The organism is Neobacillus bataviensis (genome assembly GCF_019969725.1).
The window spans coordinates 1-19767 of the sequence record NZ_JAHXYW010000018.1 but is presented as its reverse complement, the minus strand read 5'-3'; the positions used below and the strand labels follow the sequence as shown (position 1 = coordinate 19767).

Sequence of the window (19767 nt, the reverse complement as noted above, 5' to 3'; positions counted from 1 at the left end):
CGTGTGAATTTAGTATTAATGGGGCTTCCGGGTGCCGGAAAGGGTACTCAGGCTGAAAGAATCGTAGAGCAATACGGCATCCCTCATATCTCAACTGGAGATATGTTCCGTGCAGCGATGAAAGAAGGAACTGAACTAGGATTACAAGCAAAATCCTTCATGGACAAAGGTGAACTTGTTCCTGATGAAGTAACAATCGGCATTGTTCGTGAACGATTAAGCAAAGATGACTGTGAAAAAGGATTTTTGCTGGATGGCTTTCCTAGAACAGTACCTCAAGCAGATGCGTTGGAAAACTTACTAGTTGATTTAAATAAAAAAATCGACTATGTAATCAATATTAACGTTGATAAAAGTATATTAATGGATCGTTTGACTGGACGTCGGATTTGTAAGAACTGCGGCTCTACTTATCATTTAGTATTTAATCCTCCTGCCAACGAAGGTAAATGCGACAAGTGTGGCGGCGAGCTTTATCAAAGAGCTGATGATAATGCGGAAACCGTTCAAAACCGTTTAGACGTCAACATCAAACAACAAGAGCCATTATTAACTTTTTATGAAACAAAAGGCTATCTCCGCACGATTGATGGTCAACAGGATATTCGCAAAGTTTTTGCTGACATCGAGCAATTACTTGAGGATGTACGTTAATGATCATTGGCAACACTGAGCGGGCGACTCTCGAACATCTCTTCAAAAGAAAACAAAAGTATGTGGGAGAAAATGGCTTTTCTATTGTACTTAGTATGTAGGACCGAGAGTTGGGCAAGACTTACATGAGGACTGAGAAATTCCTAAAAATGTAGAATTTACTTGCGGACAGATGCTGTACAATATGTTAAAATTTTAAGGTTGCTATTGTTGTACCTATAAGAAGATTAATTTTACATTTTCGAATACTATTTTTGAATAGAGAAGGGAGACGAGTTGATGGCCAAGGATGATGTAATTGAAATTGAGGGTAAAGTCATTGAAACTTTGCCAAATGCGATGTTTAAGGTAGAATTAGAAAATGGTCATACTGTGCTGGCTCATGTTTCTGGTAAGATCCGCATGCACTTCATCAGGATTCTTCCTGGAGACAAGGTTACTGTTGAGCTTTCTCCATATGACTTGACACGCGGAAGAATTACTTACCGCTTCAAATAATTCGCTTGCACTCCGTACTACTAAGGAGGTTAGGATAATGAAAGTAAGACCATCTGTTAAACCGATCTGCGAAAAGTGCAAAGTTATCCGTAGACGCGGAAAAGTTATGGTTATCTGTGAAAACCCTAAACATAAACAAAAACAAGGTTAATCATTGAAGGAGGTGCGCTCATTATGGCACGTATTGCTGGTGTAGATATTCCACGTGAAAAGCGTGTAGTTATCTCTTTAACTTACATTTATGGTATTGGTAAAAATACTGCACAAAAGGTATTAGCAGAAGCTGGTGTTTCTGAAAATACTCGTGTACGTGATTTAACAGAAGACGAATTAAACAAAATCCGTGACATCATCGACAAATTAAAAGTCGAAGGTGATCTTCGCCGTGAAGTTTCTCTTAACATTAAGCGTTTAATGGAAATCGGCTGCTACCGCGGATTACGTCATCGTCGTGGTTTACCGGTTCGTGGACAAAATACGAAAAACAACGCTCGTACACGCAAAGGTCCTCGTAAGACTGTTGCGAACAAGAAGAAGTAATCGGCAAAGGAGGTTATTTAAATGGCACGTAAAACTAATACACGTAAGCGTCGTGTTAAAAAGAATATTGAATCAGGTATTGCTCATATCCGTTCAACTTTCAACAACACGATCGTAACAATCACTGATGTTCATGGTAATGCAATTTCTTGGTCAAGTGCTGGTGCGCTTGGATTTAAAGGTTCTCGTAAATCTACTCCATTCGCAGCTCAAATGGCAGCTGAAACAGCAGCTAAGACTTCCATTGAACATGGTATGAAAACTTTAGAAGTTACTGTTAAAGGACCTGGTGCAGGCCGTGAAGCTGCAATCCGTGCTCTTCAAGCTGCTGGTCTTGAAGTAACTGCTATCAAAGACGTTACACCAGTTCCTCATAATGGATGCCGTCCACCAAAACGTCGTCGCGTTTAATTTTTCTGTATAGATTTTGTATCATATGTCTATAATGGGATATGATATTAAATTTTGGCAACATACAGAAGATTTATTCCAGTTGTTGTGCACAAAACGGGAACGTAAACATGGGGGAATTTCGGTTAGCTTACTAACTAATCGAGTTTCGACGTTTTGAAGGAGGGTTAATGATGATCGAAATAGAAAAACCAAAAATCGAAACGGTTGAGATCAACGATGATGCCAAGTATGGCAAGTTCGTCGTAGAACCACTTGAGCGCGGATATGGTACTACTTTGGGTAACTCCTTACGTCGTATCCTATTATCTTCACTCCCAGGTGCCGCTGTTACATCGATTCAAATCGATGGGGTACTTCATGAGTTCTCAACAATTGAAGGCGTCGTAGAGGATGTAACATCCATCATTTTAAACATTAAAAAGCTAGCTTTAAAAATCTACTCTGATGAAGAAAAATCACTTGAGATTGATGTACAAGGTGAAGGACCTGTAAAAGCAAGCAACATTACCCATGACAGTGATGTTGAGATTTTAAATCCAGATCTTCATATTGCGACATTAGCGTCAAATGGTCATCTTCGCATGCGTTTAACGGCTAAACGTGGTCGTGGTTATACACCGGCTGATCAGAATAAGAGAGAAGATCAACCAATTGGTGTAATTCCAATTGACTCGATTTATACGCCAGTTGCTCGTGTGGCTTTCCAGGTAGAAAATACACGTGTTGGCCAAATGTCAAATTATGATAAGCTTACGCTTGATGTTTGGACAGATGGAAGCACTGGGCCAAAAGAAGCGATTGCTCTAGGTTCAAAAATTTTGACCGAGCATTTGAACATCTTTGTTGGTTTAACTGATGAAGCACAAAATGCTGAAATCATGATTGAAAAAGAAGAAGACCAAAAAGAAAAGGTTCTAGAAATGACTATTGAAGAACTTGATCTTTCTGTTCGTTCTTATAACTGCTTGAAGCGTGCTGGAATCAACACTGTTCAGGAATTAGCCAATAAGACTGAAGAAGATATGATGAAAGTTCGTAACTTAGGCCGTAAATCACTTGAAGAAGTGAAGGCAAAACTAGAAGAGCTTGGATTAGGCTTACGCAAAGACGACTAGTCATGCGTTATGATAATCCGTTTTATGACTTCAACAAAGGAGGGAACCCTTCATGGCATACAGAAAGTTAGGACGCACAAGTGCACAGCGTAAAGCTATGCTACGTGATTTAACTACAGATTTAATTATCAACGAGCGCATCGAAACAACTGAAACTCGCGCGAAAGAACTTCGTGTGACAGTTGAAAAAATGATCACTTTAGGTAAGCGCGGCGATTTACATGCTCGTCGTCAAGCATCTTCTTACGTTCGTAACGAAGTTGCTAACGCTGAAAACGGTCAAGATGCTGTACAAAAACTTTTCACTGATATCGCTCCACGTTACCAAGAGCGTCAAGGTGGATACACTCGTATTATGAAACTTGGACCTCGCCGCGGTGACGGTGCGCCAATGGTTATTATCGAGTTAGTTTAATACCTTTTAACAGACAACAAGGGCGCTGGACAGTTTACAAACAAACTTGTTCTTTGCCCTTTTTCTGTAAAATGGAATTCAATATTTTATAGTTTTATCAAGCCAAACGAGTGTTATGATGAGCGTGACTCCACTAAAATGGAGCGATGATTTTTTCCCGGAAGGATTACTTCTATTCCTTTTTGCGACTTGTCTAGCTCATGCACCTCCTCCCATTTCTATTATAGAAATCCCTTTTATTGCAGTCTCTGAAGCGCAGTGCTGCAACTGGGTCGAGGTGCAGGCTTTTTTTGTATTTAAAAGAAAATAAGAGATGAGAATAGTCTAGCTTAGTGGGGGATTGCTTGATGAAAAAGTCAATTGTATCTCTAAAGGGAGTATCTTTTCAATACGATTCACAAGAGCGCTATGCCCTTAAGAATGTCTCCTTCGACATTTTTGAAGGGGAATGGCTGGCCATTGTCGGGCATAATGGTTCGGGAAAATCGACAATGGCAAAACTTTTAAATGGCCTGCAGTTTCCCAAGGAAGGCGAAATTACTGTTGGCGATGTAAAGCTGAACGAAGAATCAATCTGGGACATCCGGAGAAAAATCGGAATGGTATTTCAAAACCCTGATAATCAGTTTGTTGGGACAACTGTACAGGATGATGTGGCTTTTGGTTTAGAAAATAACGGAATACCAAGAGAAGAAATGGTCCTAAGAGTTGAGGATTCACTCAAAAAAGTTAAAATGGATCAGTTTCTATATCAAGAGCCCCACCATCTATCAGGCGGTCAAAAACAGCGGGTGGCAATCGCAGGTGTACTAGCCTTAAGACCATCGATTATTATTTTAGATGAAGCAACGTCGATGCTTGATCCAAAGGGCAGGGAAGAAGTGTTAGAGACGGTTAGAAGTTTAAAAGAAGAAAAGTTACTAACCGTTATTTCAATTACACATGATTTAGAGGAAGCGGCGAAAGCGGACCGAATCATCGTGATGAATAAAGGTGAGGTATTTAAAGAAGGTTCACCAGAAGAGATTTTTTCGATGGATGAACAATTGATACAACTTGGGCTGGATATTCCCTTTTCAGTTAAAATGAGCAAAGCATTCCGTCAAAAAGGGATTGATTTATCCAGGCACTATTTATCGGAAGAAGAGTTGGTGAAAGAGCTATGGACATCTCGCTCTCACATGTAGAGTACCGTTATCAAGCAAATACCCCATTTGAAAGATTAGCTATTCAAGACGTTTCAATCGATATTCCTTCCGGGACCTATTTGGCTTTGATTGGTCATACAGGATCCGGGAAGTCTACTGTGTTACAGCACTTGAATGCTCTTCTGCAGCCAACAGACGGAATGGTGAAAATTGGGGACAATGAAATAAAAGCGAAACAAAAGAATAAAAATCTCAAACCAGTACGGCAAAAAGTTGGGATTGTCTTTCAGTTCCCGGAGCATCAATTGTTTGAGGAAACTGTTGAAAAAGACATTATTTTTGGACCGCTTAATTTTGGAGTTACCGAAGAAGAGGCAAAAAGACGAGCACGAGTTGCTCTAAAGCAAGTGGGACTTAGTGAAGAAATTTTAGAAAAGTCACCATTTGACCTGTCAGGCGGGCAAATGCGCCGCGTAGCCATTGCTGGTGTGCTGGCGATGGAACCAGATGTCATTGTCTTGGACGAGCCTACTGCAGGTTTAGATCCTCGCGGCCGAAAAGAAATAATGGATATGTTCTATCAACTTCATCAGGATAGAGGTCTTTCCACGATCCTTGTGACCCACAGTATGGAGGATGCCGCACGATATGCCGACCAAATTGTGATTATGCAGCAAGGCAAGGTTGCCAAAAAAGGGTCACCAGAGGAGATTTTCTCTACCCCTGTGGAATTAGTGCAAATGGGATTGGATGTTCCAGAAGTGGTTCGTTTTCAGCTTAAGGTTGAGGAAAAAATGGGCATGAAATTAGATAAAATTTATCTTTCCATTGACGAGTTATCATCTGCAGTTTCAGACTTTTTAAGCAGAGGTGTACGCTCATGATGGAAAAAATGATTTTTGGCCGCTATGTTCCTGCAGATTCGGTCCTTCACAAGATGGATCCACGTTCAAAATTGATTCTCATTTTTTTATTTGTTTGTATCATTTTTCTCGCTAATAACGTTGTAACCTATGCACTTATTGGAATTTATACTTTTTTAATGCTTGGTTTATCAAGGATACCAATTCGCTTTTTATATGGCGGTCTTAAACCTGTGCTGTGGCTTGTTTTATTTACGTTAGTCCTGCAGCTGTTATTTACAAAACAAGGTGCAGTCATTTTTGAATTAGGTCCATTGAAAATTTATGAGGAAGGCTTACGGCAGGGGATTTTTATTTCCTTACGTTTCTTCTTCTTAATTTTAATGACGTCCTTATTAACCTTAACAACCACACCGATCGAAATTACAGATGGGCTTGAAACATTGCTGCATCCGTTAAAAAAAGTTCGGTTTCCTGTTCATGAAATGGCGTTAATGATGTCAATTTCTTTACGGTTTATTCCGACACTCATGCAGGAAACGGACAAGATTATGAAGGCGCAAATGGCCCGTGGCGTGGAATTTGCCAGCGGACCCTTTAAAGAAAGAATCAAAGCGGTCATTCCCCTGCTTATTCCTTTATTTGTGAGTTCTTTTAAGCGTGCAGAAGAGCTGGCGATTGCGATGGAGGCAAGGGGCTATCGCGGCGGCGAAGGACGGACGAAATACCGCCAATTAAGCTGGCATATAGCAGATTCCGTGCAGCTTATGATTTTGGTCGTTTTATCGGTTTTATTATTTTTATTACGTTCATAATGGGGCGAATTCATGCAAAGGTATAAATGCATCCTATCCTATGATGGCTCGGGTTTTTCCGGTTACCAGGTTCAGCCAAATAAGCGGACTGTGCAATTAGAGCTAGAAACTGTTTTAGCAAAAATGCATAAGGGTGTGCCGGTAAAGGTATCAGGATCAGGCAGGACGGATGCTGGTGTTCACGCAAAAGGTCAGGTCATTCATTTTGATTCAGCCCTGCCTATTCCGGAACGTAAATGGGAGATGGCGTTAAACTCCATGCTGCCGTCGGATATTTCGGTGCTTTCGGTAGAGAAAGTGAACGATTCCTTCCATGCTCGTTTTGATGCTGCAGGAAAGGAATACCGTTATCTAATACATCTTTCTTCTAAGCGGGACCCGTTCCAGCGGAATTTTGCATATCAGTATCCATATGTTTTAGACGTCGATGCCATGAAGCAAGCTAGTAAATACTTTCTTGGTACTCATGACTTTACGAGTTTTTGTGCTTCGAAAACAGAAGTAATAGACAAAGTTCGTACGATTGAAAGCATTGAGTTTGTCGTGGATGGCGACTTGCTTGTGATTCGATTCATAGGGAATGGCTTTTTATATAATATGGTTAGGATATTGGTAGGAACATTACTAGAAGTTGGAGTTGGTAATCGCTCGCCGTCGGATATGGCTGAAATCATAGCTGGCCAAGACCGACGCCTTGCCGGAAAAACCGCACCAGCACATGGTTTGTATCTTTGGGAAGTTTTTTATAACTAGGTGGCCGGCAGTTATGAAGCATCATAATGCCCGCGAAGGGTGAAAAAACTTGTGATGGTCATTAAGAAGGGTTCATAATGTCTGCGAAGGGTGAAAAAAGCTTGTAACGGTCATTAAGAAAGGTTCATAATGTCTGCGAAGGGTGAAAAAAGCTTGTAACGGTCATTAAGAAAGGTTCATAATGCCCGTGAAAGGTAAAAAAAGCTTGTGACGGTCATTAAGAAGGGTTCATAATGCCTGCGAAGGGTGAAAAAAACCTGTGATGGTCATTAAGAAAGGTTTATAATGCCCGTGAAGGGTGAAAAAAGCTTGTGATGGTCATTAAGAAGGGTTCATAATGCCCGCGAAAGGTGAAAAAAGCCAGCGGCGGTCATTAAGGCGGCTTCAAAATGACTGGTTACTTAATCACTTTAAGCATACTTTTATTATAATAAATAATTTTCTAAAACAACCTAACCTGGTGTAACATTCCCTTGACATTTTGACCCATACTATTTATTATATTATATGTGTGTGTTTTTAATCCCACGATAAAGCCCCGGAAAGTCTTCATCGTGATTGAAAATATATGATTTTGAAACTTAAACGCACAAGGGTAATCGGTCGTTCATTCCCGGAACAGTTTGAACCACGAATACTTTGATGGTGCGAACATTATAACCTTAATGGATTTAATTAGGAGGGAAACTCATGCGTACAACGTTTATGGCAAATGCCAACAATATCGAGCGTAAATGGTACGTAATTGATGCAGAAGGCAAAACTCTTGGTCGTCTTGCTTCTGAAGTAGCATCAATCTTACGTGGTAAAAACAAACCAACTTTTACACCACATGTTGACACTGGTGATCATGTTATCATTCTTAACGCTTCTAAAGTAGAATTAACTGGTAAGAAATTAACTGACAAAATCTACTACCGTCACAGCTTACACCCAGGTGGTTTAAAGCAAAGAACGGCTCTTGAAATGCGTACAAACTATGCTGAGAAAATGATCGAGCTTGCTGTTAAAGGCATGCTTCCAAAGAATTCTCTTGGCCGCCAAATGTTCAAAAAATTACACGTATATGCTGGTGCAGAACATCCACACCAAGCACAAAAACCTGAAGTTTACGAACTTCGCGGTTAATTAAGAGGGAGGGAATTAACTTGGCACAAGTTCAATATATTGGTACTGGTCGTCGTAAGAGCTCTGTCGCACGTGTGCGCTTAGTTCCAGGTACAGGTAAAATTGTTGTTAACGGTCGTGAAATCGAAGATTATATCCCATTTGAAGCTTTACGTGTTGTTGTAAGACAACCATTAGTAGCTACTGAAACAGTAGGAAGCTACGATGTTCTTGTAAACGTAAGCGGCGGTGGATACACTGGTCAAGCTGGCGCAATCCGCCACGGTATTGCTCGCGCATTACTACAAGCTGACCCTGAATTCCGTCCAACATTAAAGCGCGCTGGTCTATTAACTCGTGATGCACGTATGAAAGAGCGTAAGAAATACGGTCTTAAAGGTGCTCGTCGTGCGCCTCAGTTCTCAAAGCGTTAATTTGCACAAAATCAAAGACTCCCTGCCATCATGGCTGGGAGTTTTTTTTCTATGGTTAATAATCATATGTGATAGCATTTGGGAAGAAAGAATTGTTTTTTGTATCGCTTGGCGATATATATTGCAAATATGGGTAAAAACCTTCATATTTAATAATAAAGGAGGTCCGATATGCGACGTGATATACAACCGAATGAAAGAGCTTTTTCTACCAAGGAAGCGGCAGAAGAAGTAGGAATTGCAACACCAACTGTTCGAAAGTATGGCCAGATCTTAGAGCGGAATGGATATGAGTTTTTGAAAGATGGCGATCGGCGAATCTTTGTTCAATCTGACATCGGAGTGCTTATAGCGTTACGCGATACGGACAAGCCCCTCGACGAAACGGCGAAAGACATAGTAAATCAACAAAAAGAAAGATTAAATGGTTCCACTGATACAGAGATGGCGATTTCCGTTCCATACGAAAATTTACCCCAAGACCCTAATCAATTAAAAGAAATCTTAATGTTTTTAGTTAATGAGGTTGCAGCTACACGCGAAGTGAATGCTCAATTAACGAACGATTTGTCTCAACTTAAAACGCATGTATCCCGTCTTCAGCAGGACCATCATGTTATAAGTTCTAATATTGCAAATTCGGCTCAAAAGACCATTACTAAAATTGAAAAATTATCTGAACAACAAAATACTCATTACGAAACGTTACTACAGCAAGAAAAAGAAAAGAGTGAATTCTTACAAAAAGAAATACAGAATTTGCGAGATGAGCAGAGTAAAGAATGGGTTTCACAAAATGAATTTAATAAACGTTTAGAAGAAGCGATACAAAAACAAAAACCAAAAGAAAAATGGTGGGGGCTTTTCTCCATATTCCAAAAATAAAAGTCCCTACATAAGGCATTTTTTGTTTTGTATCGCTTAGCGATATAACAGTAATTTTCTGTTTTCGACTTTAAAGGGTTCCTATTTTTCAAATTCCAACAAATTCCCGGGAAATATCTACAAAATCTGAGAACATATTCGACAAATTACTCAATTACGCCAGATTCCATAATAGTTACATCTGCATGAACCTTAACCTTTAAATGCGGATAGTCTGTTTCCCATTTTTTAAAATTGAAGCGTTTAGTGTGGCTTTTTATAAAATGGCCAAATCCAACTGGATCAATATTCTTTTCTTTAAATCTGGTTATTAATAATGTGCATTCTTTTTCGATATTTTTCTGAAGGAGTTTTTCGATTTCTTTAATTTCCTTTGGTGTGACGCGTGCCCCAGAGTATTCATTTAATACCGCTTTTATTTTAAGCTGAACATTTACTGTTAAGGGATCTCTAGAGATTATTTTCATATTGTACTTAGAACGAATACTTTCAATAGCAGCTCTTTCTTTCTTATGAGTCACCTTTAAGGTCCCTTGGCTATATTTGTCGACAAGAAGCTTGAAATAGAACATTTTCGAAGCTGGAATGGTATCTACTACACGGCCATAGTAAAAAAAGCTGATACCGCTAATTTCAATTTGCTCTTTGCCTAATTTTCTTATTTCTGGTAGATAAGGCGTCTTCCCTTTTTGATTAAAATCAAATAGGAAGCGATGAAGGTTTGTTTTAGGTATATCTTTGTTTTTCATATTATGATGAATGAGATTAGATAAATAAATAGCATTACCTCTTTTTCCATAATTCCCTTCTATGACATTTTTTGCCTCCCCATTAGTTACTGCCAGGTATAAACCAGCACCAATACTGGGATCGCGCTGAAACGAATCAATTAGGTCTAATATTCCTTTTTCTCTAGCTAGATCTTTACCAAAAAGAACAACTTTAATGCTCCCAGTGACCAGTGGATCTGATGATTGACGCTGGACATCTCTTAAAAAGTCTCTGCTTAAATTAGAAGAGGCAGAAAAGGTTTTATTTTGCACCTCTTTATTGGGCAAATAGATAGGTACTAAGGCAGTGCCTCTTATTTTTCCATTTACATAATCATAGGCACTCCCAGACTCCAGATTTACATCATCTAAGATTTCCTTTTCCACACAACCCGCAAGAACTGTAATGACAATTAAGCTGACAATCATATTTTTTATCACTTTTTCTTCACCTTCTTCACAATCAGCACAAGAAAAAATAGCAGCGGGATATACCCATAGTTTAAATAAAATGAAATTTTACCCGTATAATCTATGAGCGTGTTTATTTGGGTTCGTGTCTTAAAGAAATTTATAGTGATTAACACGACCAATGATACGAGGAGGACTCCATATTTTTGCTTCAAATGGGTCACTCTTTTTAGGACGCGGGTGGCGCACCATATAGCAATGCAAAAATTCGGCAGAATAACGATATTCCAATTGGCTATACCAATGTACTCAAAGCGCTCAACAAAGGGCATTTCAACAATTTTCCACATCGTTAGTGTGGCCCAAATACTCTTCTGAAGCTGCATCTCTGAAAAATAGGCAAAGGTAACAATGGTAAGCACTGTATAAAGAAAAGTGGTAAATAAAACACCCAGATGGGCCCATTTCTTTGATTTTTGTGGTTCTTTTATAAACGGATAGAAAAACAGTAGTATTTCATATCCTAAATATGTGAGAGACATTTGATAAGATGCTATGAGCAAATCTTTTATAGAGTGATCAAGGATTGGATATAAGTTACTAGCATCGGCATAAGGGATAGTAAAGAAAAAACTGAATAGTAAATAAAACGGTAATACAACTCCAAAAAATGCTATACCTGTTACGGCTCTAAATCCGCCAAAAATAATATAAATCGCTAATCCGCAAAAAGCCAGAGAATACCAGAAGGTACTCATATCTTGAAACATCCAAACTTGTATGACCTCAATAAAGGTCCTAAGCACTGTTAAAGCGATAAGTACAAAATAGATAACAAAAGGAAGTGTCAGGAGCTTGCCCATTTTCTTACCCAAAATAAAGCTATGAACGGAAACCAAATCACCGTTTACGGTTTCAAGGGTTTTATACATCATCCAAATAATGATGTGGATGCATAATCCAGCAATAATAACCGATATCCATGCGTCATATCCAGCCGTCATGGCGATAATTCGCTGGAAACCAAGGACACCTATACCAAACTGCATTGTGTGGATTAGAAAAAAAACTAAAAAAGGCGATATTTTTGCTTTTTCGGGTACTAATTGTTCCATAGCCCAATAACCGCCTCCTATTCGTCAATATCACTTTTATTTTTTCTTTCCTTCATGGGGGTAAACCGAACAGGATCTTGTGTTCTTAAAGATTGCGGCCTTTTAGACTGTTTACTAAATGGCAGCCTAATTAGAGAATCTTTAAGGTCCGTCATTCTAGGTGGATAGAGTGGTTCTAAAAAAGGTCTGTTCAAAGAAGTAAGCCTGATTAAGTGTGTCATTAAAAGACAAAAACAAAACACAATTCCAAGCAGACCCCATAGTTCTGCAAAAAATAAAAAGGGAAATCGCATCAACCGGATGGCATTGCCCATTTTATATACAGGCGTCGTAAAGGATGCCAGAGCCGCCAGCGCCACAATGATCAATAAGACATTACTTGTCAGTCCCGCTTCAACTGATGCGGTCCCGATGACAATCCCGCCAACGATACCGATCGTCTGACCAACCTTCGTCGGCAGGCGGGCTCCTGCCTCCCTTAGGAGTTCGATGGTCAGTTCTAAAAACAGTGCCTCTAATATCGGCGGCAGCGGAATTTCTCGGCGTGAGGTTACCAAGGTATTCATTAAATCCTTCGGTATAAGCTCGTAATGGTAGGATAGTGTCGCAACATATATTGGTGTTATTAAAACGGAAAACATAACGGCGAATAGCCGTATCATCCTGAAAAAGGAAGAAAGCATCCAATTTAGAAAATAGTCCTCAAAGGAACTAAAGAATTCGACCAGCGTTGTTGGGCCAATCAGGGCATGCGGTGACCCGTCAACAAAGATGGCTACTTTCCCCTCTGCGAGAATCGCTGTTACCCTGTCCGGACGCTCTGTATCCAAAAGCTGTGGAAAAGGGGAGTTTTTGTTATCAGATATGAGTTGTACGACATAGGAACTATCCGTTATAGCATCAAAGTCTATTTTTTTTATCCGTTCGACCACGGTTTGAACATTATCTTTATCCGTAATACCGTCAATATGGAGCACAACAATTTTCGTTTTTGAAAGTCTCCCGACTGTTATTTCTTCAAAAATGAGCTCCTTCACAGGAAGTCGCTTTCGAATTAAATTGATATTTTGCTCGATAGATTCGACAAAGGCCTCCTTCGGGCCAATGACACTAAATTCAACCTCAGGCGTTGTAACACTTCTTACAATCTCCTTTTGCGCCGCCAAAAAGGCAAATTGTTTATGATCTGAGTTCAGCGTTAAGAGCACATAACCATTAAACAATTTTTGCTCAATTACACTTGGGTCATCGCTGATTTCCACGTCCGTAAGTGCGACAATCTTTTTAACATCCTCAATCTTTTCGAGGTTTTTTCCCATTAAATAAGGAAGTGCGCTTTCCTGTAAAATGCTCTCATCAATAAGCGTAGATATAAAGGAAAGTGTAAACTGGTTGTTTGTTGGTTGATTAATATAAGAAACCTTTTTATAGTCCTTGGAACGCAGCAGGAATTGTTCTAGTGATTCTCTATCAACTTGTTGCTCGTGTTTTTTTGAAAACCAACCCATTTGTTGAGTCACCGCCGTATTCAGGATTACTTTTATCTTTTCCTTTAGTGGAAAGAATATGAATTCAAAAGAAAATCCCCCAATTTGGGGGAATCATCCTTTATAACACCTCAAACCATACGGGCGATTGGTCATCAGGGTCTCCATTATAATTAACCAATATTTCTTCGCCTGCTTTAATATCGGTATAAGCATAAAAATTAATCGTATCTGTTTTCCTTTTAAATTTATATTTGGCATTCGGTGTGTAAGAATGGTTAAATAACGAACCATAGCCTAATGCGACAGCTCGGGCTTTATCATTTTTCCCCCACCAAAATACATAGTTTGACAGCACTGTTTTTTTCAAATATTTATACTCTTCATGAGGGATGACAATGATTGGCGAAGCATCTAAGAGTTCACCTTTTTGGATATCCCTGGTCGCAAAAACGCCTCTTCCGTACTTCGATTCTTTTACTTCCAGCACAAGATCTTAGCCTCCGTTCCTTTATATTCCCTATAAAAATATTCAAGGTGATCGCCAGTTGTTAAAATTTAAAAATAAAAATTGGAAATATCGTCTTTGCATTTCTTATGAACGAGGGATAAAGAATAGTTCTAAGAGGTGAAAACGAAGTGACTGTAATAACTACCTTTAAAGAAAAACGACGTGAAAAACAAATAAAATACGAGCGTTCCGTCCTGCGGGATTTATCGATTAATACACTGAAAGAAAGAGTAAGACAGTATTTTGGTTCAACGAATATTGCTTCAAGCATGATTATGAATACGGGAATAGAGGAAGCCTGCTATGATGTCGCCCTTGAAGCTTTTTTATTAGGGGCAAAGTTCAGCAAATTTGGCTACCATGGAGAGAGTTTGGAAGACGTAAGGGTCCGCTGCTTCCGCGAGGAACAGCATTTAATTGATACGTTATATAACTTTTTACTGTACTGGGGTAATGGCCAAGAAGGAGCCATGAGTGAGTCCCTTTATTATTTATGTGAACAATACATCCATGTTTGGTGGAGAGAGGGCTACGAAAAAGGCCAAAGACGCCATAAGCTGCGACTTCATTAAAATTGTCCAGCTTCAGCGCCTAGGGGCTCGTCTTATGCTTGTCGCCCCTAATCAAGGCGCTTCCGCTTTTCGTTGTAATATTTTTCCCCCTTGTCCCATATAGTTTATTGAACAGGGACGAGCGGGAAGGAATGATTTGGTTGTCAAAGCGCAGATTGAAAATAATCGGTTTTTCAGTGGGGTTACTGGTATTATTCCTCATCTTACAGCACGATTTTTCGGAAAATAACTCATGGAAATCCTGGAATCTTCCTTTATCAGGCAAAATCATTTTGCTTGATCCAGGCCATGGCGGTCCTGATGGGGGCGCAGGTACCGGGAAAACACTCGAAAAGGATATTGCCTTAGATATTACGTTAAAAGTTAGGGATCTTTTGCAGCAGCAGGGCGCTCTTGTGGTAATGACAAGAGATACTGATAAGGATTTAGCCGATGATGATACAAAGGGCTATAGCCGCAGAAAAGTAGAAGACCTTAAGAAACGATTAAAAATGATTAATGATTCCGATAATGACTTTTTTGTCAGTATCCATTTAAATGCGATTCCTTCCTCAAGATGGAGCGGTGCCCAAACCTTTTATGCCCCGCATCACAAAGAAAATGCAAAAGCGGCTAAATTTATCCAAGAGGAACTCCGCAAAAATCTAGGGAATACCAACCGTAAGGCGAAGCCAATAAGCCAGGTATATATTTTGAAAAATGCAAAAAAACCAGGGGTGCTTGTTGAGGTAGGCTTTCTATCAAATCCAGCAGAAAAGGAAAACTTGAAAAAGGAATCGTATCAGGAGAAAATAGCGGAATCCATTTACCGTGGGGTCATCCGTTATTTCACGAATGAAAAAGAATTAAAAGAAACAGATTAAGGGAAGGTGGGAAACACCTTCCGTTTATTTTGGCTTTTTTCATTGAATATTGTTTACCTGTGATTCAATTAACTGATTCTTTGGAGATGTATGATATACTGAAAGATGGAAACGAATTCAATTGGTGAGGTGTTACTCAATGTTAACAGAAGCAAGAATCACTGAGGCCATTGGCAGCCTCAAAGATCCATTTTTACATAAAAGCTTAGCTGAATTGAATGCAATCGAGGAAATTAAGATTAAAGAAGAAAAAAATCATGTGAGTGTAAAGGTGGGGATTGCCCGGACGGGAACGAGCGAGCAATTGCAGCTGCAAACACAAATCGTGAATTTAATAAAAGAAGCCGGGGCAGCAACCGTAGGCATTCGCTTTAGCGAACTGCCGGAGGAAGTTTTAGCTGCTCACCGACATGCAGAGCCTGAAAAAGAGAAAAATCTTCTCAATTCTGCCGATACTACCTTCATTGCTATTGCCAGCGGTAAAGGCGGCGTAGGGAAATCAACAGTATCTGTAAATCTTGCTGTTGCTTTAGCACGCCTAGGTAAAAAGGTAGGACTTATTGACGCCGATATTTACGGCTTCAGCGTACCGGATATGATGGGAATTACGAAGCGCCCTGTTGTTCGAGGAGAAAAGATTATTCCTGTTGAACGCTTTGGCGTTCAAGTTATTTCTATGGGATTTTTTGTGGAAGACAACTCCCCAATCATTTGGCGCGGCCCGATGCTTGGCAAAATGTTAAACAGCTTCTTCAATGAAGTAGAGTGGGGAGAAATTGATTATTTACTATTAGACCTGCCGCCAGGAACAGGAGATGTGGCGCTTGATGTTCACACCATGCTTCCGGCATGTAAAGAAATTATCGTGACCACTCCACATCCAACAGCAGCTTTTGTTGCTGCGCGCGCTGGTGCGATGGCACTTCGAACTGAGCATGAGGTCCTTGGGGTCATCGAAAACATGGCCTATTTTGAAAGCAAATTAACTGGTGAAAAAGAGTATGTGTTCGGTAAGGGCGGCGGCGATAAGCTTGCCGAAGAATTAAATACCGAGGTTCTTGGCCGCCTGCCGCTTAACCAGCCAGACTGGAACGATGAAGACTTTGCTCCGTCTATCTACCAAGAAGATCATCAAATCGGAAAAATTTATCTGGAAATTGCCGATAAAGTAGTCAGCCTTCTTAAAAAATAATGTTAAAGAAGCCCATTCGGATTAACGAAGAGGCTTCTTTTTTTATAGGCTTTTTTAAGATCCGCCGCCGCCTTGACCGCCAGAACCCTGATTGCCGCTGGATTTTTCACTTGACCCGCTTTTACTGCTGGCTTTAGTATTCGCTTCCTCAGCCGCTTTTAAAAGTAATTCTTGAATTTTAGCCTTAAACAATGGACTATCTACTGTTTCGGTAATGACTTTTTGAAGATGTTCGCGATATTCTTTGCTTTTTAAGGCATCTGCCATTTCTTTTTGAATCTCAGGTTCTTTAAAAACCTCAATCATCATACCTCTATATTCAGGATCATTCATCAAATCCTTCAAAAGTTTTTCATTTTCGGATCTCATGTTTTTCGCAACGCCTTGAGCAAATTTTGGGTCACTAAAAGTCTTTTTCCAAAATTCAGTCGCTTTTTCTGAAGTTAGGGTTTGTGAAATGGTGTCGGAAACCACCTTTTGATCCATCACAAGTTTTTCTTTTATGCCATCTTTGGACAAAACATCTTCAATTGCTTTCTTTCCATCATCGGTTTTAAGAATATCCACTACCATTTTTTTCGTTTCGTCATAATCCACTTGCCCTCCGCTGCTGGTATCAGGAGAAGAACAGCTCGTTAGGAGCACCATGATGGGTAGGAGGAGCAACATACTTTTCGTTTTCATTTACAAGCTCCTTTCACATATGAATCCTTAATTTTATAATGAAGAAAACTCGGAAAGATTATTCGTTGGAACTTTAAAATATGGATTTTTCAAATGTTGATTGGTACAATCATAATGGAATTTATTTTGTACGCTGGAGGTTTATAAGGTGACAAGCCGAAATTTGGTAAGGTTGTTTATCACCACTTTAGTAGTTGGCGGGCTTACGACGGCTATTGTGGGATTGATTGTCCGCTGGAATGAAATGCAGCCATTTTTTGTTGGATTTCAAATTGGCGATATATTGTCGGCGTTAATCTGGTTTATTGTCATGGGGTTTTTATTTAGTGCTATCAGCCAAATGGGCTTTTTTGCATATTTAACGATTCACCGGTTTGGAATAGGAATATTTAAATCTGTTTCCCTCTGGAATGCTGTTCAGATTGTCCTAATTTTATTTGCTCTGTTTGATTTGGTTTATTTGCGTTATGAAAATTTTGCTAAATCTGGACAATCGATCTTTCCTTTTTTGGTACCGGCCATAATCCTTTTGGTAGTCGGTGCTGTGGCGGCATGGTATAAGATGAAACAGACCAATAAGCAGGCATTTATTCCGGCGCTGTTCTTCATGGTTGTGGTAACGATAGTAGAGTGGGTTCCTGTTCTAAGGACAAACTCTAAAAACTGGCTTTTTTTGATGATGTTTGCCTTGATGGCCTGTAATGCCTATCAATTGTTAATTCTCCATAAATTGAATACACAATCAGAAAAGGAAAGACAGGAAAGACTTAAACGAAAAGCAAATAGCCCTAAAAAATTAACAAAAAAACCGTCCGTATAAAATGGACGGTTTTCTTTTTAATTGATAATCTTCGACTGAACTTCCCCGTTAGTAATCATCTCGGAAACGGACACGAGCTTTAAGCCTTTTTGACGAATATCCTGAAGAATAAGCGGCAAGGCTTTAGCAGTTTGTTTAGCCGAGTCAGAAGCGTGAAGTAGAACGATATCTCCCTTATCGGCTTTTTTTACATTTGCGACGATCTTGCCAACCCCAGGATTGGTCCAGTCCTTGGAATCCACACGCCAATGAACCATTGTGTATCCATATCTTTTTGCGATATTTAATGCTCGCTCATCAAAATGCCCTGTCGGCGCACGTAATAATTTAATATCCTTCACATTTAATTTTGCAAAAACTTCCTGGGCTTTGGCAATATCCTTGCCGATCTTTACGTCCTCTAAATCACGATAGTCCACATAATCATACCCGAGAATACCAATCTCAAACCCATCTTTGACAATTCTGCTGACAAGATCAGGGTGTCTTTCAGCCCATGATCCAGATAAAAAGAACGTAGCTGATTTCACATTTTCCTTTTTTAATGTATCTAGAATAGGTTCTGCCTTTTCATCACCCCAGCCAATATTAAAGGTTAGAGCAAGGTCTTTTTCACCGCGATAAACGGCTTTTGGACCCTCTTTCGTTGAAAAGACAGGTATTTGTGCAAGGTTCTCCATATAGAGAAACCATGCAGTAAAAAATGCGGCGATTAAAATGAGAACAACACTCTTTAAGGCCTTTCCGTTTAGCACAACAAAGAAATTCATATATGACCACCTCGTCCAATACCATCCTTGTCTTCAACCTATGCTTGTTTTTTTAAATATATGATTAAAGAATTTTTATTATAAAATTTCATTAATTGGAAAAGACTACAATAACTAGAAATTTCACTGGGGGTAATTCAATGTTTGGGCTTCTCATCAATGAAAAAGAAGTTAAAGAAATGGAATACCTAATTAAAAGAGAAATGGATGAAATATTATTTGATTTAAGGGATGAACGCATTGATCATATAGTAAAAAGAGCTATGGAAGAGAGATATAAGGTACTCTTTACTTTATTTAGAAGGGTTGCATCACCGAACGATTGTTTAAGATACATGAGAAGAGGTAAGAGGGACAGAAAAAAAGGATAACTTTTTTTCAAATTCCGTTGACAACTATAAAATATCTTGGTATATTAATAAACGTCGCTGCTGACGTTAAAAAAACAACTTTTTAAAAAGTCGTTGACATTACGAAGTGCAGATGATATATTAATAAAGTCGCTTTTGAGCGATGGATTGCTCTTTGAAAACTAAACAAACAAAAACGTCAACAAACAATAATATTCGTTTCTTATTGAAATGAAGCCAACGTTTTATTTTATGAGCTAATCAACTTTCTTGGAGAGTTTGATCCTGGCTCAGGACGAACGCTGGCGGCGTGCCTAATACATGCAAGTCGAGCGAATCACTGGGAGCTTGCTCCCGGTGGTTAGCGGCGGACGGGTGAGTAACACGTGGGCAACCTGCCTGTAAGACTGGGATAACACCGGGAAACCGGTGCTAATACCGGATAATCCTTTTCCTCTCATGAGGAAAAGCTGAAAGTCGGTTTCGGCTGACACTTACAGATGGGCCCGCGGCGCATTAGCTAGTTGGTGAGGTAACGGCTCACCAAGGCGACGATGCGTAGCCGACCTGAGAGGGTGATC

General features: G+C 39.6%; 25 protein-coding genes and 1 rRNA gene. 20 read left to right on the top strand and 6 right to left on the bottom strand.

The genetic code is table 11. The annotated features are described in order from the left end of the window. Positions 1 to 3 precede the first annotated feature (3 nt). From LC455_RS27625 to LC455_RS27560, 14 genes are all read left to right on the top strand, one after another. Complete coding sequence (locus LC455_RS27625) at positions 4 to 654, top strand: adenylate kinase (protein WP_223595835.1); 651 nt, start codon at positions 4 to 6, stop codon at positions 652 to 654. 279 nt (positions 655 to 933) lie between these two features. Continuing rightward, positions 934 to 1152 (top strand): translation initiation factor IF-1, encoded by a 219-nt coding sequence (gene infA, locus LC455_RS27620; RefSeq protein ID WP_007085268.1) that lies wholly within the window; start codon positions 934 to 936, stop codon positions 1150 to 1152. A 37-nt stretch (positions 1153 to 1189) separates the two neighbouring features. Beyond that, positions 1190 to 1303, top strand: coding sequence for a 50S ribosomal protein L36 (gene rpmJ, locus LC455_RS27615; protein WP_000868344.1), 114 nt, complete (start codon positions 1190 to 1192; stop codon positions 1301 to 1303). Between the two features lie 23 nt (positions 1304 to 1326). Continuing rightward, a complete protein-coding gene (rpsM, locus tag LC455_RS27610; protein WP_223595834.1) occupies positions 1327 to 1692 on the top strand; it encodes a 30S ribosomal protein S13 in 366 nt (121 codons plus the stop codon). Between the two features lie 21 nt (positions 1693 to 1713). Continuing rightward, the gene (gene rpsK, locus LC455_RS27605) at positions 1714 to 2103 is read left to right on the top strand and encodes a 30S ribosomal protein S11 (RefSeq protein WP_026574109.1); all 390 of its coding nucleotides are present in this window, start codon (positions 1714 to 1716) and stop codon (positions 2101 to 2103) included. A 173-nt stretch (positions 2104 to 2276) separates the two neighbouring features. Further along, positions 2277 to 3221: a DNA-directed RNA polymerase subunit alpha gene (locus LC455_RS27600; protein WP_223595916.1), complete on the top strand. Its 945-nt coding sequence runs from the start codon at positions 2277 to 2279 to the stop codon at positions 3219 to 3221. A 52-nt stretch (positions 3222 to 3273) separates the two neighbouring features. Beyond that, positions 3274 to 3636 carry a 50S ribosomal protein L17 gene (gene rplQ / locus LC455_RS27595; protein ID WP_223595833.1) on the top strand — a complete coding sequence of 121 codons (363 nt, stop codon included), beginning with the start codon at positions 3274 to 3276 and terminating at the stop codon, positions 3634 to 3636. 347 nt (positions 3637 to 3983) lie between these two features. Next, positions 3984 to 4823 (top strand): energy-coupling factor ABC transporter ATP-binding protein, encoded by an 840-nt coding sequence (locus LC455_RS27590; protein ID WP_223595832.1) that lies wholly within the window; start codon positions 3984 to 3986, stop codon positions 4821 to 4823. Further along, positions 4799 to 5668: an energy-coupling factor ABC transporter ATP-binding protein gene (locus LC455_RS27585; RefSeq protein ID WP_223595831.1), complete on the top strand. Its 870-nt coding sequence runs from the start codon at positions 4799 to 4801 to the stop codon at positions 5666 to 5668. The genes LC455_RS27590 and LC455_RS27585 overlap by 25 nt, the downstream gene beginning before the upstream one ends. Continuing rightward, positions 5665 to 6462, top strand: coding sequence for an energy-coupling factor transporter transmembrane component T family protein (locus LC455_RS27580; RefSeq protein ID WP_223595830.1), 798 nt, complete (start codon positions 5665 to 5667; stop codon positions 6460 to 6462). The genes LC455_RS27585 and LC455_RS27580 overlap by 4 nt, the downstream gene beginning before the upstream one ends. A 12-nt stretch (positions 6463 to 6474) precedes the next feature. Beyond that, entirely contained in the window at positions 6475 to 7215 is a 741-nt protein-coding gene (gene truA / locus LC455_RS27575; protein ID WP_223595829.1) for a tRNA pseudouridine(38-40) synthase TruA, read from the top strand. 690 nt (positions 7216 to 7905) lie between these two features. Then, positions 7906 to 8343 (top strand): 50S ribosomal protein L13, encoded by a 438-nt coding sequence (rplM, locus tag LC455_RS27570; RefSeq protein ID WP_223595827.1) that lies wholly within the window; start codon positions 7906 to 7908, stop codon positions 8341 to 8343. Between the two features lie 20 nt (positions 8344 to 8363). After that, positions 8364 to 8756 carry a 30S ribosomal protein S9 gene (rpsI, locus tag LC455_RS27565; RefSeq protein ID WP_098533175.1) on the top strand — a complete coding sequence of 131 codons (393 nt, stop codon included), beginning with the start codon at positions 8364 to 8366 and terminating at the stop codon, positions 8754 to 8756. A gap of 171 nt (positions 8757 to 8927) precedes the next feature. Next, complete coding sequence (locus LC455_RS27560; protein WP_223595825.1) at positions 8928 to 9641, top strand: hypothetical protein; 714 nt, start codon at positions 8928 to 8930, stop codon at positions 9639 to 9641. Between the two features lie 146 nt (positions 9642 to 9787). Here the strand turns inward: LC455_RS27560 and LC455_RS27555 are convergent, their stop codons facing one another. The 4 genes from LC455_RS27555 to LC455_RS27540 all read right to left on the bottom strand — a co-directional run bounded on the left by LC455_RS27555 (position 9788) and on the right by LC455_RS27540 (position 13914). Then, positions 9788 to 10852, bottom strand: a complete 1065-nt coding sequence (locus tag LC455_RS27555; RefSeq protein WP_223595823.1) for a Ger(x)C family spore germination protein — start codon at positions 10850 to 10852, stop codon at positions 9788 to 9790. Next, positions 10849 to 11937, bottom strand: a complete 1089-nt coding sequence (locus LC455_RS27550) for a GerAB/ArcD/ProY family transporter (RefSeq protein WP_223595821.1) — start codon at positions 11935 to 11937, stop codon at positions 10849 to 10851. Before LC455_RS27550 ends, LC455_RS27555 begins: the two co-directional genes overlap by 4 nt. A gap of 17 nt (positions 11938 to 11954) precedes the next feature. Further along, the gene (locus LC455_RS27545) at positions 11955 to 13445 is read right to left on the bottom strand and encodes a spore germination protein (protein WP_223595819.1); all 1491 of its coding nucleotides are present in this window, start codon (positions 13443 to 13445) and stop codon (positions 11955 to 11957) included. A gap of 100 nt (positions 13446 to 13545) precedes the next feature. Continuing rightward, positions 13546 to 13914, bottom strand: coding sequence for an SET domain-containing protein (locus LC455_RS27540; RefSeq protein ID WP_223595817.1), 369 nt, complete (start codon positions 13912 to 13914; stop codon positions 13546 to 13548). 149 nt (positions 13915 to 14063) lie between these two features. Here LC455_RS27540 and LC455_RS27535 point away from each other — a divergent pair, with 149 nt between their 5' ends. The 3 genes from LC455_RS27535 to LC455_RS27525 all read left to right on the top strand — a co-directional run bounded on the left by LC455_RS27535 (position 14064) and on the right by LC455_RS27525 (position 16562). Beyond that, positions 14064 to 14507, top strand: a complete 444-nt coding sequence (locus LC455_RS27535) for a YbaK family protein (protein ID WP_223595815.1) — start codon at positions 14064 to 14066, stop codon at positions 14505 to 14507. Positions 14508 to 14638: 131 nt separating this feature from the next. Next, a complete protein-coding gene (cwlD, locus tag LC455_RS27530) occupies positions 14639 to 15370 on the top strand; it encodes an N-acetylmuramoyl-L-alanine amidase CwlD (protein WP_223595813.1) in 732 nt (243 codons plus the stop codon). 139 nt (positions 15371 to 15509) lie between these two features. Beyond that, on the top strand, positions 15510 to 16562 hold the full coding sequence (locus tag LC455_RS27525; RefSeq protein WP_223595811.1) for an Mrp/NBP35 family ATP-binding protein: 1053 nt from the start codon (positions 15510 to 15512) through the stop codon (positions 16560 to 16562). Positions 16563 to 16616: 54 nt separating this feature from the next. Here the strand turns inward: LC455_RS27525 and gerD are convergent, their stop codons facing one another. Next, a complete protein-coding gene (gene gerD / locus LC455_RS27520; protein ID WP_223595810.1) occupies positions 16617 to 17246 on the bottom strand; it encodes a spore germination lipoprotein GerD in 630 nt (209 codons plus the stop codon). Positions 17247 to 17394: 148 nt separating this feature from the next. Between gerD and LC455_RS27515 the strand changes: the two genes are divergently transcribed. Then, positions 17395 to 18066 carry a KinB-signaling pathway activation protein gene (locus tag LC455_RS27515; RefSeq protein WP_223595808.1) on the top strand — a complete coding sequence of 224 codons (672 nt, stop codon included), beginning with the start codon at positions 17395 to 17397 and terminating at the stop codon, positions 18064 to 18066. Positions 18067 to 18083: 17 nt separating this feature from the next. Here the strand turns inward: LC455_RS27515 and pdaB are convergent, their stop codons facing one another. Further along, positions 18084 to 18836, bottom strand: coding sequence for a polysaccharide deacetylase family sporulation protein PdaB (gene pdaB / locus LC455_RS27510; protein WP_223595807.1), 753 nt, complete (start codon positions 18834 to 18836; stop codon positions 18084 to 18086). 140 nt (positions 18837 to 18976) lie between these two features. On the opposite strand from pdaB, the gene LC455_RS27505 reads away from it, so the two are divergent. Both LC455_RS27505 and LC455_RS27500 read left to right on the top strand, forming a co-directional pair. Continuing rightward, positions 18977 to 19207, top strand: a complete 231-nt coding sequence (locus LC455_RS27505) for a hypothetical protein (RefSeq protein WP_223595806.1) — start codon at positions 18977 to 18979, stop codon at positions 19205 to 19207. Between the two features lie 246 nt (positions 19208 to 19453). Continuing rightward, positions 19454 to 19767, top strand: a 16S ribosomal RNA gene (locus LC455_RS27500); the annotation flags it as partial.